Consider the following 15,138-nt stretch of genomic DNA (forward strand, 5'->3'; position numbering starts at 1 on the left):
GGCTGCTCCTGGGAGCGGTCATATCTACCTTGGAGGTGGTGCGTACCATGAATAAGCTGTTGAAATTGGGGTTGTCGGTCGTATTTGTCCTTTCCCTGTTAGTGGGATCCGTCTTTGCGGAGGACACCATAAAGATCGGTCTTCTCGCTCCTCTGACCGGAAAAGGTGCCGATGACGGGATAAACGTCAAGAACTCCGTCGTCATGGCGGTGGAGGAACTGAACGCCTCCGGTGGACTTCTCGGAAAGAAGGTCGAGCTGGTCTACTACGACGATCGCAACGAACCCAAAGAGGCTGTGGGATTGGCCTACAAACTGATCGAGAGAGACGAGGTCGTCGGAGTTGTCGGAGGTTCATATAGTTTCCCGACCAGAGCGGTGGCTCCCATTTTTCAGGAGGAGGAGATCCCCTTCGTAGCCGCCTATGCTCTTCATCCCGACGTTACCGCCGCCGGCGATTACTGCTTCCGGGTAGGATTCCTCGGAGAGCTTGAGGGCCGTGGATGCGCCTATCTTGCGGTGGAGAAGCTGGGAGCCAAGACGGTGTCGTTGATCCATGCCGACAACGATTTCGGCAGGACCCTTTCCACCGGAACCATGGAGTATCTCGAGAAGTACGCTCCTGACGTGAAGGTGCTGTCCGATCAGGCATATCCCTTCGGTGAGAAGGACTACAAGGCCTATCTCTCCAAGATCAAGGAGGAGAATCCCGACGTAGTCATAGCCAGCGGATATTTCTTCCAGGCCGGGCCCATGCTCAAACAGGCTAGGGAGATGGGCATCACCGCCCAGTTCGTTGGAGAGGAAGGGGCAGACTCGCCGGAAACTCCCAAGATCGCCGGAGATGCCGCCGAGGGCTTCATAATAGCCACCAATCTGAACAGAGACGACCCTCGTCCCTTCGTTCAGAAGTATCTCAAGGAGTATAAGGAGCGTTTCGAGGTGGATACCTGCATGGTCGGAGCCTCTGCCTACGATGCATTCATGGTCCTGGTCAACGGTATAAAGACCGCCGGGACCACCGACGGAGACAAGGTCAAAGATGCCATAGCCAAGTCCGAGGTGGAAGGACTTACGGGAACTGCAAAATTCACCGAGACCGGCGAGGTCATCAAGGCACCAGTCGCCCAGATAATCAAGGACGGTCAGTTCCGTTTCTACTGCGAGATGGACGACCCCAGAGTGATCGGAGAATAAGATAAGAATTTTATACGTGTAAACTCGATATCTAAGAGGGCCCTGCTGATTTAAGCGGGGCCCTCTTTAGGTTGAATCCTGTATGTTTTAGCTATAAGATCGAAGTGTCGAAGAGATATTACATGATAGAAAGGGAGGATAGATGCATAGATCTCGATTTCTTTAGATCTATGCTGGCGTATGATCATAAATCATAATTTATCCGCTTTATTGTCTAAAAATTCACTAATTAGAAGTAGCGGCATTTTGTCTAAGTCGTTAAAGAGGTTGGGGTCCGGCCTTAGAATCAACGGAGCTTCTGACGATGCGTCGGGGCTGAGCATATCGGAAAAAATGAGAGGTCAGATCAAGGGGCTGGATCAGGCTAGGCGTAACTCGCAGGACGGGATCTCCATGATTCAGACCGCGGAGGGCGGTCTGAACGAGTCTCACTCTATTCTCCAGAGGATGAGGGAGCTTTCGATACAGGCGGCTAACGATACATTGACCCAACAGGATAGAGAACATCTCCAAGGTGAGATAGATCAACTTATGGATGAAATCGACGGAATCGCCACAGGGACGACCTTCAACGGTAAAAGACTGCTAGATGGGAGCTCCTCCGTGCTTTGGTCGGTAGATACCCCCGGGGCGGAGGTTATCGTCAGGGGGCCACTCAAGTCTTTGGATTGTATGGGCAACGATATCTCAGGGGAGGGGAATTTCAACGTACACATATCCACCAAGGATTCCGGTCAAGCGGAAGTTTTGAAGTCACATGTATTTCCTATCCGGGTTGGAAACGAGGAACTTACGTTGAACGATATTTCCTATTTCCAAGATGGTGGAAAGCCTATTCTGGATCCTGCTCAAAGGTTGCGCATCCGACAGGGCGGAGGTGATTTCGTCGATATATCGATAGACGGTCAGGATACCGTGGAGGGGTTAAAGGAGAAGCTCGGTCAGGCTATGGCCGAAAGTGGAGGAGTCGAAAATACCTCTGGCGTAGCGGATTTTCTCGCCACCGTTTCTTCCGGAGCTTCCGGGACGGTGGAGTCGATCCATACCGAGACCGGAAGCTGTAAGTCTTGTGTTAAGCCTATAGACGAGATATTGACCAACGGAGTTCCCCAGGGATTCAGTTCCGGTGCTGTCGCCTTTGCTTCCATAACGGAGGGATCTACGGATGTATCCCTTCATATAAATGATATTGGCATGCCCGATTCGATACAGGTTTTCACAAGGGATGGGGTCTTGATAGCGGGAGTCAACCCTCCGGAGGTTCCGATACCCATGACTGAGGCCAACGGTTTCCTGACTACAGCGGTTTTTCAGCCTACCGGCCCTTTGGTGAATCCTCCTTATACCGACGTTGCTCCGTATAACCAGGTTGTGTACGACGGTGCGACCGTTTCCTATTCGGGATCGGACAATCCCGGAGGAGGCAACCTTAACGAATATTTTTCTATAGATGAGGCTCCGGAGGATTTATTGGTCTTCGTTACGGGATCGGGAGCGTTCAATATAACCGGGAGCTGGACGGAGATAAAAAAATCTCCGGAGTTTTCCGATGACTACTCCCTTTCGGCTCCCTTGATACTCAGGTCTTCCGTTCCTGGTGAGGATGGCGAGATAGAGTTTTCCGGAAGCGAGGAGCTCCTGCAGGCTCTGGGTTTTTCCCGGTTGCAGGAGTCCAGAGAGCCGGTGAGAACTGTGTCCGTCACCGATGCTCATTCGGGCAAGACCGTAGATTCGGGGCTTTCGTTCGCTGGCAATTTACTTGTAGGAGCGGTTAATCCAAATATCGATATCTCTATAGATCCATCGACCGCTATCGGCAGACGGTGGAACGATCAGTCCAAGCTTTTCATTTTCGAAGAGAAAGAAGCCGATGTAATGGTTCATCTTTCCGATAACGCTACGGTTTTGCAAAACGGCGCCAACGAAGGGGAGGATATGTCTATTTTCCTAGGCGATATGGGGTCGAAGGGCCTTAATCTCTTTCCTCCTAAGCCGTCTCTGGCTACAAGAGAGGCGGCAGTGGATACGATAGGCCGTGTCGATCAGGCCATCGACCTGGTGTCCAGGCAAAGAGGACGGCTCGGTGCCTATCAGAATCGCCTGGAACATTCGATATCCAATCTTACCGTTTCCTACGAAAACACGGTGGCGTCTGAATCTAAAATAAGAGATCTGGATATGGCCAAAGAGATGCTTTCTTTTTCCAGAGCGAATATCTTAACTCAAGCAGCGACGTCGATTTTGCAACAGGCCAACGTCTCTTCCGAACAAGTTTTGCAGCTCCTCAACCCTTGATATAGTTTTGTATTGGAGTGATCGTTTTGAACGTCGTGGATCTTACTCAGGTCATAAGGGAAGGTATGCCGGTCTATCCCGGTACCGAATCGCCAAAGATAGCCCAGGCTACAACGGTGGAAAAGGAGGGGTTCGCTGAGAAGCTCATAACCATGTTCAGTCATACCGGAACCCATATGGACGCTCCCGCCCACATACTGAAGGATGGGCCGACCCTGGACCAGATCTCGGCGGATCGCTTCGTCGGAAGGGCCGTGGTGGCGGATTTTTCAGGACTGTCCGGGACCATAGGGCTTTCCGAACTAGAGCGTTATGGCGATGATCTGGAGGGGTGCGATTTTTTCCTCTACCGTACCGGATGGTCCGATATGTGGGGGGACGCGGGGTACTTCGAGGGATTTCCTGTTTTGTCCACTGAGGCCTGTGAATGGATTGTGGATAAAGGGATAAAGGGTATAGGTGTAGACGCCATATCGGTCGATCCCGTGGATTCGTTGGATCTTCCGAACCACAGGGTCTTTCTAGGGGCCGGTATGGTGATAGTGGAGAACCTCACGGGGTTGGAGGGCCTTCCATCTTCGGTGACCCTGTGCTGTCTTCCTCTGAAAATAGCCGATTCCGACGGGGCACCTGTTCGGGCGGTAGCTCTGTTGGACTCTTAAAGTCGGTCTATTTTTTTTGCCGTATGGAGGTGAGTCATGAGAGGTCAGTTTCGTTTCAAGGATGACTTTGTGTATAAGATGCCAGTTCATTTCTCCGGCCATCCGTTCTATCCAGTGAGGGTGGTCTATGGGGATATGACCTGTATCTCCGTGCCCTTCGAGACCGATCCGGAAAGTATCGCCCGGTTTGTTCCGGAGGCTTTCGAGCTGTTGAAACCCAGGGTCGACGTCCAGTATTCAAATTGCCGCGACGTGGACTGGATGGCCGGAGGGGAATACCGTTTGATCCAGGCCTCCGTTCCCGTGAGATATATGGGAAATGGAGAGGGGCTCGAGGGAGACTACGTCCTGGTCATATGGGAGAACAAGGCCTGTCCCATCATAGGTGGCAGAGAGGAGGACGGTATGCCCAAGCTTTACGCCGATATCCCGTCGGAGCGGCACAAGGAAGAGCATTGGTACACGGGAGCTTCCTACGAGGGCTGTACCTTTCTCTCCATGGACTTTCACAGGCAAGAAGAGGTGGAATTGAAATCCGGTGCTGTCGAGAGTCATCGGGAGATCAACTTCTTGGGCTGGCGATATATTCCCGATTTGGGAAAGGGAGGGGCCGCCCTCAGCCAGGCGACTCTCTATCCTCAGGAGATGGATGTGGTGCGTATGTGGACCGGAGAGGGAAGCCTTAACTGGACCGACTTAGGAGAAGAACGACATCCGGGGCAGTTTCCCATAATTCGCGAACTTGCCCGGTTGCCGGTGGTCCGATGGATGGAAGCCTCCATGTTTCAGGGATCCGCCAGGTTAAACGTGGCCGATTCGAGGGTGTTGTCATGAACGGATATTACGAGGGCAAGGTAGCGGTAGTTACGGGGGCGGCTTCCGGCATAGGACTCGGTCTGACGGAGGGGCTTCTTTCCAGAGGGGCGAGGGCGGTCTTCATGGCCGATTTCAACGAGGAGAACCTCAGCAGAGAGTCGGGTAAACTGGACGACAGGTATCCGGGGCGGGTCTTCTCCGCCCTTACGAACGTCACGTCTCTAGATCAGGTGAGGCTCGTTCTGGAAAGGGCCAGGGATCTGGACGGACATCTGGACTTTCTGTTCAACAACGCCGGTGTCGGTCTGACCTTGCCGGTGGAGAAGGTTACCTTCGAGATGTGGCGGTCCGTCGTGGATCTGAACCTCATGGGGGTGGTGCACGGAACCTACACGGCAATTCCTATCATGAGGTCTCAGGGCTTCGGACATATAGTCAACACGGGGTCCGTGGCCGGGAAGGTTCCGATACCATATCAGGCAGTGTACGCCGCTACCAAGAGCGCGGTCATATCGATGACCGAGTGTCTACAGTACGAGCTGGAGTGCGAAGGACTGAGTTTCAGCGTGTTCTGTCCAGGGAACGTTCGTACCGCTATTTTCGACGGTCTCGAGCCACCGCCGGATTCCATCTCGGTGGACGAAGCTGTGGACTACGTCCTTCAGGAGGTGGAAGATAAAATGTTGTTGATCGTTTTCCCCCAGTCGATAAGGGATGTGGATCGTCTTTATCGGGAGGACCGTGATCATTTTGATAAACTGGCCAGGGAGTTGGCCTCGGTTCGTAGGGAGAACTACAGGACGAAGGGAACCTATTTTTAGCATGGGTGGATTTTCCCGATGGATATGAGAGATTTTTTACGGGCTGAGATAGCAGTCTCCACCGAATCCGCGGTGCTATTGACGGCCGGGATTATTTCCCTTACCGCGTCGGCCCTGCTGTTTCCCATTTCTAAAGGAACTCTGCCCTACTACGAGAACGGTCTTCTGGGGTTGCTCATGTTCGTCATGGCGGTGCAGATCATCACTTTGGGGAAGGCCCCTTTCGGAGACGTGGGGCGCGGACCTCTATGGACCGTCCTGGGGGTAGTCCTGGCCGGGATAGGTGTTGTGACCTGCTTTATCCCCGGTCTGTTTCGCGTCGTTCCCAGGTTGGTGCTTCTGGTCTCGATGGGGGTGGGCGGAGCGGCCATGTTCGTCCGTCTGTGTCTGGACGTTAGGAGGCTGGCTACCTGGTTGAGGCTAGGGGGGGTGTTCGTCCATCTGGCGGCGGCCTGCGGGGCCGCCTATCTGCTCTCCATGTCGATAGGTCTGTCCCTGTGGTCTCGGGAGTTGCTCTCCGCTCAGCAGTATTCGGTACTTCTGATGGCCTATGGAGCTTCTCTGGTATATCTGGCATTCGTGCTGGTGCCGGTCTATCGGGATCATCCCCCCGCTCGTACCGGAAATCTGTCACCGGATAAATCAATGATCCTCCTGGTGGGGGTCTTCATGGTTTTGCTTGGGGTGCTGCTGATTCCGGTGAGCTTGGGGTTACTGCCCTTTTCCGCAGGAGCTCAGCTAGGTCTGCTGATGGTTATATTCGCCGTACAGATGCTGGCTTTCGGCAACACTCCGGTGGGCTCTTTTTCCAGAACCCCGGCAGTCATTCTCGTTGGGTTGTTGTTCACCGTGTTGGGAACGGCTTCCTGTATGGTTCCCGAGCTTCTGGTGCCCTTCTTGACCGTGGCTGTGGGGATCCTGAACGTGTTCGGCGGGGCGATCGGCATGTTCAAGCTGTGGTCGATAAGGGGAAGAGGCCCCGATTTTGCGATCTTGAAGAGGTTGGGTAGAGTCCAGGTGGCGGTGAACATGTTCTCGATACTCTTCGGAGCCTCTATGCTGATATCCCGGCTTCTGCCCGGAACGGTTATCGGGATTATCTTGAGCCTGAACGGAGTTACCTTGCTCTATCTTCTACATCTGCTGGTGGAGATAGAAAAGATGAGCGGAGACCGTCGATCTTCATAGCGGCCTCCGCTTTTTTATAGGGTCATTTGTTTTTGAGCCTTATCGATGCGGCTTTACCATGAGCCTCAAGCCCTTCGGCCTTGGCCATGGCTTCGGCGACTGGAGCGAGCCGGGCTACTCCCTCTGGGGTCATCCTCTGAGATGTGCAGATCTTAGTGAATGTCCCGACCCAGACCCCGCCTGTGTAGCGAGACGCCCTAAGGGTGGGCAGGGTGTGGTTGCTGCCGGATACGTAGTCTCCGAACACCTCGGCGGACATCTCCCCGATGAACAGGGCTCCGTAGTTCGTCAGTGCCGGTATGAGGGTTTCCGGGTCTCGGATGGCCAGCTCCAGATGTTCCGGGGCGTAGCGGTTCGATATCTCACAGGCCTGTTCCAGCGAGTCTACTATGACGATCTCGCCGTTTTCCCGCCAGGCTCTTCCTGCCATCTCGGCGGTGGCGAGTTCCTCCAGCTGTCTCTCCACCGCCGATGCTGTGGCATTGGCGGTTTCCTCGTCTGTACACAGAAGAATTCCCCTGGCGTTGAGGTCGTGCTCCGACTGTGCCAGTATGTCCGCCGCCAGTATCTCCGGATCGACGCTTTCGTCGGCTATTATGAGCACCTCGCTGGGGCCCGCCACGAAGTCTATACCCACCTGGCCGTAGCACTGTCTTTTCGCTTCCGTGACGTAGCGGTTTCCGGGGCCGGCTATGACGTCCACCGGGGCTATCTGCTCGGTGCCGAACGCCATGGCGGCTATGGCCTGAGCTCCGCCTATCGCGTATATTTCGTCCACTCCCGCTATGGAAAGGGCAGACAGGGTCGCTGGGTGGATTTTATCGGTGCCCTTCATGACAGGAGAGCAGGCCACGATTCTCTTAACCCCTGCGACCGAGGCCGGTATGGCCAGCATGAGGGCGGTGGAGAAGAGGGGATAACCCCCTCCCGGGACGTAGCAGCCGCAGGATTCAACCGGGATGGCCCTGTGTCCCAGAAAGACGCCGGGCGATAGTTCCTGCTCCGGTAGGTCCGTCAAGGTCTCCTTCTGCCTTTCGGCGAAAGCCCTTATGTTGTGTGCGGCGGTCTTTATATAGTTCAGGAGCTCTGGATCGGTGGATGCTAGAGCTGCATCCGTTTCTTCTTGAGATATCCGAAGAGTTCCCCTCGTGGACAGGTCAAAGCGACGACAGTAGTCCAATAGGGCCTCGTCTCCTGAATTCTGCACGGATAGAACTATTCTCGATACCGTTGTTCTAAGCGATTCGTTCTCTTCTTGTCCTTTTTTTGTTGGCCTTTTAAGTATCTTCACCTCGAAGCCCCCTTTGGTGTTGCTGTGATCACGTTAGTTTGTCAAAGTAGTATAGGGCAGATGTCCCGGTCTCTCAAGTGTGTACTCCATACCTATATGTAAGACTCGTGTCGAAAGGTTCCGATCTATCAGTTTTAGCTATTGGCTATGATCGATGATGTTATAAAAAGGGTAAGAGAGCGAAGCTCTAGAGAGCCGCTCTCTTACCCTTTGGGCATTATACGAACGTATGAACGGTTCTGTATAGCTCGGGACTATAGCCGTCTGGTGCCACTATTCCCAACCGTCTGGCGATCTGATTTTTTAAGGTCGAGTCCAAGTGAGCGAACATGTTTCCTGCTGCTCCGATGGGTTCGGTAAGTCTGAAATCGCCGGGCTTATCCTGAGTTGCCACCATGATACCTAAAGAGGTTGAAACCCGGAATCGGGATTCGGGCTGGTTGGCGTTCCCTTCGGTCTCTCCCCCTATCGTTGAACCATAGGCTATGACCGACGACAGATCCTTCCTCAACTCTTTAAGGGTCTCTATCTCCCGGTCGATTCGTTCCGTGGCCTTTACGGCCGACTTTGGATCCATTATCAGGATGACCCTTGGGTCTGCCTCAAGACGTTGTCGGACCGTGAGTTCCTCTGGGTCGTCTACCACCTTGTAACGGGTCTTCCACGCCTTTGCTACGTACATCCTAGGGGCATCTGGATCGACTTCATCCGGCAGCTGAGAGTCGTCCCAGGATCCTTCCACCGATATGGACGGGCCCTGTATGACCTTGACCTCCGATAGTTGGTCCACCGACTCCATCACCTCGGCAACGTCCCACTCCTGCCCATTCTTGGCTCTTGTCAGGGCCCTTTGGAGCATGTCGGGGTTTTCCTGTCCCTCCATGGTGGTAGGCATCCCGTAATAGCCGCCGCCTTGTTCGAACACCAGGTTAGAGGCGCACGCCGCCAAGGCCTCCGCTTCTGAGCCACTTTTTCCCGCCATCTTCAGTCCCATGGACCATATATCCTTTTTGGCGTTTTCCTGAAGCCCCCTCATCCTCATCTGCAATCGAATCCTGTCGGAGTCGGATAGATCTGTATCCTCGGCCAGGACGGAGATTTTTCTCATCTCTTCCAGGGTCTCTCCCAGCTTGGAGATGGTCTCGTCCATGAGCTTGAGAGCCGGGTCGGCGTTGTTTGAGGATGTTTTATCGTTACATAGAGTGGTTTCCTCACTCCTTATCTGAAGTCTTTTCCCTAGGTCGGAGATCTTCAGTGAGTCGCCAAAGGTTCCTAATGGAGCGCATCCTGCAAATTGCCGAGCTTGTTCTGTAACTGATTTTTTCCAGGGGGCGAAGGTTCTTAACCCTAATCTGGTCCCGTCTATATGCATTGAAGATCCCTCCTTCATTCTTTATATCGGATGGGATCGATAGGTAAATTAGTTTGTTTATTGGTGAATTGGTTGCTTTAGTCCTTGTCGGTGCCCGTTTATTAAGGGATAACCTCGATTGTTCCTGCGACCATCACCGCATTGGTGCAGCCGTTGAACCCCCTGTCCACTATCTCCCATATAACCGGTATTCCCGCTTTTACCTGGAAGAAGTTGGGGCTGTATGATCGGGCCCCTGCTTCCATGGTGATTTGCTGGACCTTAGAAGGTTCGATCTCCGGCTCGAGTGGAATTTCCACCCTGGTGCTTCCAGGGAGAGGTCTATCGCTCAAAGAGGGCATTCCAAGCACGTTGAGCTGAGAGTTGACGTTGTAGATCGCCGCTATGAGGGTCAACGCTCCCGCTGGGAATTACTCTTGCCGGTATTAGCCTCTTTCTCTGAATCCCTTGCAGAACCAAAACAGAGTTGAGGCGCAGAGGGCGGCGGTTCTACCTCCCTCGTCCAGGGGAGGGGACATCTCCATTATGTCCAGATATTTTATCCTGTCGGTCCTGCCGGCCAGATAGGCTACCTTCTCCAGCTCCGGGGCCTTGAAACCTCTGGGGTTGCTGGCCGACGCTCCGGGGGCCTCGTGGCTGCGGACCGAGTCGATATCTATAGACAGGGCCACCGCTCTGGTGCCGTCGCAGGCTACCCGACTGGCCTCCAGAAAGTATTCCATCGGTCTAGTCCCGACGGAGCTGAGGGTCAGCACGGTGGCTCCTTTGTCCTTAACCCACCTGTAGTAATGGGGCGAGTTGTATTGCTCCTGTATGCCGAACTCGACGAAGGATCGCCCAAGTAAGGCTCTGTCGGGCAGTTCCTCGAGAGCCCTGCGAAAGGGGGTTCCGCTGGTTATGCCGTGGCTCATATCCCTGACGTCCAGGTGGCTGTCCACGTTTATCACTCCCAGCTGTCCTTCCCTAAGGCTCGATCCCTCCACCAGGCCGAGCAGCCCTGGGTAGGTGAGGTCGTGGCCCCCTCCTAAGACCACCGGGAACACCCCGGCGGAGACGATCTTTTTTACCGTCTCGGTGAGGTTTCTGTGGGTTCCGGCCAGGTCGTCTCCTGTGGGGACGTCGCCCAGATCCACCATGGAGAGGTCGCTGACGTCCAGCCCGAACCCCGGGGTCAGGCGATAGAAGGACCGGCGAATGGCCTTCGGGCCCAGGGCGGCTCCCTGCTTGCCTCCGTTGGCCTTTATTCCCCTGTCCTCCGGTACTCCCAACAGGGCTATCTGGGCCGATTTCAGGGCCTCGTCGATATCTCTTGAAACCGGTTTTACCAGGTCTCCCAGTCTAGGGTCCATGGGGTCGTCTCTGCTGTAGAAAAGCTCCGGTTCCGGCGGTATCATCGATAACATGTCCTTTTCCTCCGATCTTTTTTCGTTTTCAAAAAGGGAGAGGCACCCTCGGTCGGGCACCTCTCCTTCTATGTTCGTATGTCTTGGACTTTACTTCTTCTTCCAGGCGCTGTCTACCACCGAGCTTATCAGGTCGGTGTCGGGGATGTAGGGCAGAGTTATGTGGTAGTCTCCACTGTATTTTTCGTTGACCTCTCCTCCGACCTCTATGGCGTGGTCGCAGCGGGCCCAGGCTCTTCGGGCCACTCCGCCGAGGACGTCCCACATCATGGCGGACTTGAGGATCTCGTCGGTTCTCTCCGATCCGTCCAGGACCATTCCGAATCCTCCGTTGATGACCTTTCCTATTCCCACTCCTCCGCCGTTGTGAAGGGCGCAGAGGGTCATCCCTCTGGCGGCGTTTCCGGCGAAGCACTGGGTGGCCATGTCGGCGCAGATGTTGCTGCCGTCCTTTATGTTGGAGGTCTCCCTGTAGGGGGAGTCGGTTCCCGATACGTCGTGATGGTCTCTCCCGAGCATGACCGGACCTATCTCTCCCTTGCGTACCATCTCGTTGAACTTGAGGGCTATCTTAGTTCTTCCCTCGGCGTCCTGGTAGAGGATCCTGCACTGGGTTCCCACCACCAGTTTGTTCTTCTCCGCATCTCTGATCCAGATCCAGTTGTCGTAGTCCTGTGATCTGCGGTTAGGGTCGATGCAGTCCATGGCGGCCTTGTCGGTCTTGCGAAGGTCTTCGGGGTTGCCGCTGAGGCAGCACCAACGGAAGGGGCCGTAGCCGTAGTCGAACAGGACCGGTCCCATGATGTCCTCGACGTAGGATGGCCATACGAAGCCGTCGTGGGTATCCTTGCCGTTTTTGCATATCTCCGTTACCCCGGCGTCGTAGACGGCTCTCATGAAGGAGTTACCGTAGTCGAAGAAGTAGGTCCCCTTGGCTGTGAGCTTCTTTATGACCTCGTAGTGTCTGCGCAGGGTCTCGTCCACCTTCTCGCGGAATTTTTCCGGAGCGTCGTGGAGCATGGCGGTGCGTTCCTCGAAGGTCATGCCCGCGGGGCAGTAGCCTCCGTCGTAGGGAGCGTGGCAGGATGTCTGATCCGAGAGAAGGGGAATCTCTATGCCCTCTTTATCCGCATACTCCAGCAGATCCACTATGTTACCGTGATATGCGATGGAGAGAGGTTCCTTTTTCTCCATCGCCTCTTTGGCCATGGAGAAGGCCTCCTCGCAGGTTTTCGCGACTCGGCTGACCCAGCCCTGGCTGTGGCGGGTCTCTATGCGGGAGTAGTCCACCTCGGCGACGATTCCCACCCCTCCGGCGATCTCGATCGCCTTGGGCTGGGCTCCGCTCATGCCACCCAGTCCGGAAGAGACGAACAGGATGCCGGCCAGGTTTTCCTTGGGGCCGACTCCCAGCCTCTGTCTGGCGGCGTTGAGGACGGTGTTGAAGGTTCCGTGGACGATTCCCTGGGGACCGATGTACATCCATCCACCGGCGGTCATCTGGCCGTAGTTGGTAACTCCCAGCTGCATTCCCCTGTGCCATTCGGCCTGGTTGTCGAATATGCCGATCAGGAGGCCGTTGGTGAGGATTACCCTGGGGGCATCGGGCTTGGATTTGAACAGTCCAAGAGGATGGCCGCTTTCCAGGACGAGGGTGGTGTCCTCGGTAAGCTCCTCGAGATATTTCTTTATGAGCCTGTACTGTAGCCAGTTTTGACATACCTGTCCGGTCTCTCCGTATGTGACCAGCTCGTAGGGGTAGAGGGCCACGTCGAAGTCCAGGTTGTTGTCTATCATAACCTGGAATGCCTTGCCGGCGGTGCACTTGCCCTTGTACTCGTCTATGGGTTTGCCGTGGAGCTCTCCGGCCGGGCGGTATCTGTAGGCGTATATCCGTCCCATGGTGCGAAGCTCCTCCATGAACTCGGGAGCCAGCTTTTCGTGAAGCTCCTTGGGGACGTAACGGAGGGCGTTTTTGAGAGCCAGCTCGGTCTCGGCCTTGCTGAGGTTCCAGCCCCTGTCGGGGGCACGGCGGATACCCTTGGCGAAATCGGGATACTCGGGAAGCTCGTTTCCAAGCTTTATGGTCATGGTTTTCTCTGTCATCTGGTTATAGTCCATGTTAGAATACCTCCAAGTTCTTCAATGTCGTCGTCGGAGTTTCCTTGGTCGGGGCTCCGGCGATTTGTTATTTAGCTTATGGCGGCCTCGACTGCTTTCTCTATCGACGCAGACCCCTCCTCGATGAGCTTCAGGGTTTTCTCCATGTCGACTTTGGTCTTGTCGGCGAAGCCCTTGTCTTTGAGGCCCATCAGGTTGATTTTGACGTTGTAGGAGGCCGCTACCGCCGCGGCTCTGGCGAGGACGGCGGCGGATCCGGCGTCGGTGATCGCGTTGGAGTTGCCCTTTTCGCAGGCGATCTTGGCCAGCTCCATCATATCCAGACACTTTGTCATGGTCTCGAAGGGAACCTCTATGGCCTTCTTCGTTGCCTGCTGAATGGCCTCCGAACGGGCTGCCTTCTCATCGTCGGTTCCTTTTGGCATCTTGAGTGCCGCCATGAAAAGGTTGAAGGCATCCGTGTCTTTCTCCATCAGGTTCAGGAAGGCCCGATGAAGTTCGTTGCCGTCGGAGCGGACCTTCTCCATGGCATCCCAATTGTCCCTGTATTTTTCCTTGCCGACGGTGAGACTGGCGACCATGGAGCTGAGGGCGGCTCCCAGAGATGCGGCCAGGGCCGCTACGCTGCCCCCCCCGGGAGCGGGAGAGTCGGAGGCTAGTTCCTCCACGAATTCCTTCACGGTGAGTTCGGAGAGTTTCATTTAAAAGACCCCTTTCTTTTCGTTTTTAGGCTACCTGTACGCCCTTTTTGTAGACCTCTACTACGGGAGACACCCCTGCGTGATAGGCCAGTATGGCGGGACTTTCGCCGTCCAAGAGCAAAAAGTCCGCCTGCTTGCCGACCTCCAGGCTTCCCACCCTGTCCTGTAGTCCCAGAGACCAGGCAGGGTTGAGGGTGGTGGCGACCAGAGCTTCCTCGACGGTCATGTCCATGTTCATAACCCCGAGGCCGAAGACGAAGGGTATGGACTCGGTGAAACAGGATCCGGGATTGCAGTCGGTGGCGAGAGCCACCGGTACTCCCAGGTCGATCATCTTTCTTACAGGAGCGTAGGGTTTCTTGAGGCTGTAGGCCGTGGCGGGAAGGACGTCGGCTATAACGCCGTTTACCGCCATGGATCTCAGGTTTTTCTCGTTGGCCGCCAGCAGGTGTTCCGCCGAGACCGTCCCGAGTTCGGCCGCAAGTCCGGCTCCTCCGGTATCGTGGACCTCGTCTGCGTGAATCCTCAGCAGGAAGCCCAGCTCTCTGGCTTTCTCTAGGATCCTCCTGCTCTGGTCCACGGTGAAAACCCCTTCTTCGCAGAAGACGTCGCAGTATTTCGCTATTCCCTGTTCCTTTACGGCAGGGAGCATCTCTTTTACCATGATGTCCACGAACTCGTCCGGATTTTCCTTATACTCTGTGGGCACCGCATGGGCTCCCATGAAGGTGGGAGCTATGTCCAGAGGGGTTTCTCTGGCGATTCGACCTATCACTGAGAGCATCTTGAGTTCCGATTCGGTGGTCAGTCCGTAGCCACTCTTTATCTCGAGGGTGGTGGTGCCGAAGTTGAGGGCGGAGAGGACGTTGTCCAGGGTCGTCTCGAAGAGCTCGTCCTCGGTGGCCTCGTGGACCGATTTCACCGAGGAGAGGATGCCTCCTCCTGCCTTTAGTATCTCCAGATAGGGTGTTCCGGCCAGCCTCATGGAGAACTCGTTCTCCCTGCGTTTTGCGAAACATATGTGTGTGTGGGGGTCGACGAAACCAGGAATCATGCAGGTCCCTTCGCAGTCCACCTCCATGTCCACGTCCATATCCTCTGCCTTGATCAGGATATCTTTCTCGTCTCCTATGGCTGCGATGAGGCCGTTTTCGCAGAGCAGGGCGCCCTTTTCATAGGTCGCGACCCGGCCCTGATCGGATCCGGCCAGGGGCGCGTCGCCGCCGGTGGGGGTGGTTATACGGGCGTTGCGGAAAAGGGTGGCCGTCATCT

General features: G+C 55.1%; 13 protein-coding genes. 6 read left to right on the forward strand and 7 right to left on the reverse strand.

Annotated elements, in window-relative coordinates; genetic code table 11:
• The first annotated feature begins 47 nt into the window (after positions 1-47).
• From L2W48_RS08155 to L2W48_RS08185, 6 genes are all read left to right on the forward strand, one after another.
• Positions 48-1,196 carry an ABC transporter substrate-binding protein gene (locus L2W48_RS08155; RefSeq protein ID WP_236100013.1) on the forward strand — a complete coding sequence of 383 codons (1,149 nt, stop codon included), beginning with the start codon at positions 48-50 and terminating at the stop codon, positions 1,194-1,196.
• A 180-nt stretch (positions 1,197-1,376) separates the two neighbouring features.
• Positions 1,377-3,491: a flagellin N-terminal helical domain-containing protein gene (locus L2W48_RS13110; RefSeq protein ID WP_329604262.1), complete on the forward strand. Its 2,115-nt coding sequence runs from the start codon at positions 1,377-1,379 to the stop codon at positions 3,489-3,491.
• 35 nt (positions 3,492-3,526) lie between these two features.
• The gene (locus L2W48_RS08170; RefSeq protein WP_236100031.1) at positions 3,527-4,153 is read left to right on the forward strand and encodes a cyclase family protein; all 627 of its coding nucleotides are present in this window, start codon (positions 3,527-3,529) and stop codon (positions 4,151-4,153) included.
• Between the two features lie 36 nt (positions 4,154-4,189).
• Complete coding sequence (locus L2W48_RS08175; protein WP_236100014.1) at positions 4,190-4,987, forward strand: acetoacetate decarboxylase family protein; 798 nt, start codon at positions 4,190-4,192, stop codon at positions 4,985-4,987.
• Complete coding sequence (locus tag L2W48_RS08180) at positions 4,984-5,790, forward strand: SDR family NAD(P)-dependent oxidoreductase (protein ID WP_236100015.1); 807 nt, start codon at positions 4,984-4,986, stop codon at positions 5,788-5,790. The genes L2W48_RS08175 and L2W48_RS08180 overlap by 4 nt, the downstream gene beginning before the upstream one ends.
• Positions 5,791-5,808: 18 nt before the next feature.
• On the forward strand, positions 5,809-6,978 hold the full coding sequence (locus tag L2W48_RS08185) for a hypothetical protein (RefSeq protein ID WP_236100016.1): 1,170 nt from the start codon (positions 5,809-5,811) through the stop codon (positions 6,976-6,978).
• A 22-nt stretch (positions 6,979-7,000) separates the two neighbouring features.
• On the opposite strand, the gene hisD is transcribed toward L2W48_RS08185, so the two are convergent.
• From hisD to hutI, 7 genes are all read right to left on the reverse strand, one after another.
• Positions 7,001-8,269 (reverse strand): histidinol dehydrogenase, encoded by a 1,269-nt coding sequence (gene hisD / locus L2W48_RS08190; RefSeq protein ID WP_236100017.1) that lies wholly within the window; start codon positions 8,267-8,269, stop codon positions 7,001-7,003.
• Between the two features lie 217 nt (positions 8,270-8,486).
• A complete protein-coding gene (locus tag L2W48_RS08195) occupies positions 8,487-9,641 on the reverse strand; it encodes a hypothetical protein (protein WP_236100018.1) in 1,155 nt (384 codons plus the stop codon).
• A 101-nt stretch (positions 9,642-9,742) separates the two neighbouring features.
• Positions 9,743-10,036 carry a hypothetical protein gene (locus L2W48_RS08200; protein WP_236100019.1) on the reverse strand — a complete coding sequence of 98 codons (294 nt, stop codon included), beginning with the start codon at positions 10,034-10,036 and terminating at the stop codon, positions 9,743-9,745.
• 30 nt (positions 10,037-10,066) lie between these two features.
• Positions 10,067-11,044 carry a formimidoylglutamase gene (locus tag L2W48_RS08205; protein WP_236100020.1) on the reverse strand — a complete coding sequence of 326 codons (978 nt, stop codon included), beginning with the start codon at positions 11,042-11,044 and terminating at the stop codon, positions 10,067-10,069.
• Between the two features lie 90 nt (positions 11,045-11,134).
• Positions 11,135-13,165: a urocanate hydratase gene (gene hutU, locus L2W48_RS08210; protein ID WP_236100021.1), complete on the reverse strand. Its 2,031-nt coding sequence runs from the start codon at positions 13,163-13,165 to the stop codon at positions 11,135-11,137.
• Between the two features lie 71 nt (positions 13,166-13,236).
• Complete coding sequence (locus tag L2W48_RS08215) at positions 13,237-13,866, reverse strand: cyclodeaminase/cyclohydrolase family protein (RefSeq protein WP_236100022.1); 630 nt, start codon at positions 13,864-13,866, stop codon at positions 13,237-13,239.
• Positions 13,867-13,891: 25 nt separating this feature from the next.
• A complete protein-coding gene (gene hutI, locus L2W48_RS08220; protein ID WP_236100023.1) occupies positions 13,892-15,136 on the reverse strand; it encodes an imidazolonepropionase in 1,245 nt (414 codons plus the stop codon).
• Between the last annotated feature and the right edge of the window lie 2 nt (positions 15,137-15,138).

The sequence above is a fragment of the Dethiosulfovibrio russensis genome (assembly GCF_021568855.1).
Lineage (GTDB): Bacteria > Synergistota > Synergistia > Synergistales > Dethiosulfovibrionaceae > Dethiosulfovibrio > Dethiosulfovibrio russensis.

Bases quoted from the DNA above. Each gene is read 5' to 3' on its own strand.
- L2W48_RS08155 (WP_236100013.1), top strand. From the start codon at position 48: ATGAATAAGCTGTTGAAATTGGGGTTGTCGGTCGTATTTGTCCTTTCC.
- L2W48_RS13110 (WP_329604262.1), top strand. From the start codon at position 1,377: ATGATCATAAATCATAATTTATCCGCTTTATTGTCTAAAAATTCACTA.
- L2W48_RS08175 (WP_236100014.1), top strand. From the start codon at position 4,190: ATGAGAGGTCAGTTTCGTTTCAAGGATGACTTTGTGTATAAGATGCCA.
- L2W48_RS08180 (WP_236100015.1), top strand. From the start codon at position 4,984: ATGAACGGATATTACGAGGGCAAGGTAGCGGTAGTTACGGGGGCGGCT.
- L2W48_RS08185 (WP_236100016.1), top strand. From the start codon at position 5,809: ATGGATATGAGAGATTTTTTACGGGCTGAGATAGCAGTCTCCACCGAA.
- L2W48_RS08195 (WP_236100018.1), bottom strand. From the start codon at position 9,641: ATGCATATAGACGGGACCAGATTAGGGTTAAGAACCTTCGCCCCCTGG.
- L2W48_RS08205 (WP_236100020.1), bottom strand. From the start codon at position 11,044: ATGTTATCGATGATACCGCCGGAACCGGAGCTTTTCTACAGCAGAGAC.
- hutU (WP_236100021.1), bottom strand. From the start codon at position 13,165: ATGGACTATAACCAGATGACAGAGAAAACCATGACCATAAAGCTTGGA.
- L2W48_RS08215 (WP_236100022.1), bottom strand. From the start codon at position 13,866: ATGAAACTCTCCGAACTCACCGTGAAGGAATTCGTGGAGGAACTAGCC.
- hutI (WP_236100023.1), bottom strand. From the start codon at position 15,136: ATGACGGCCACCCTTTTCCGCAACGCCCGTATAACCACCCCCACCGGC.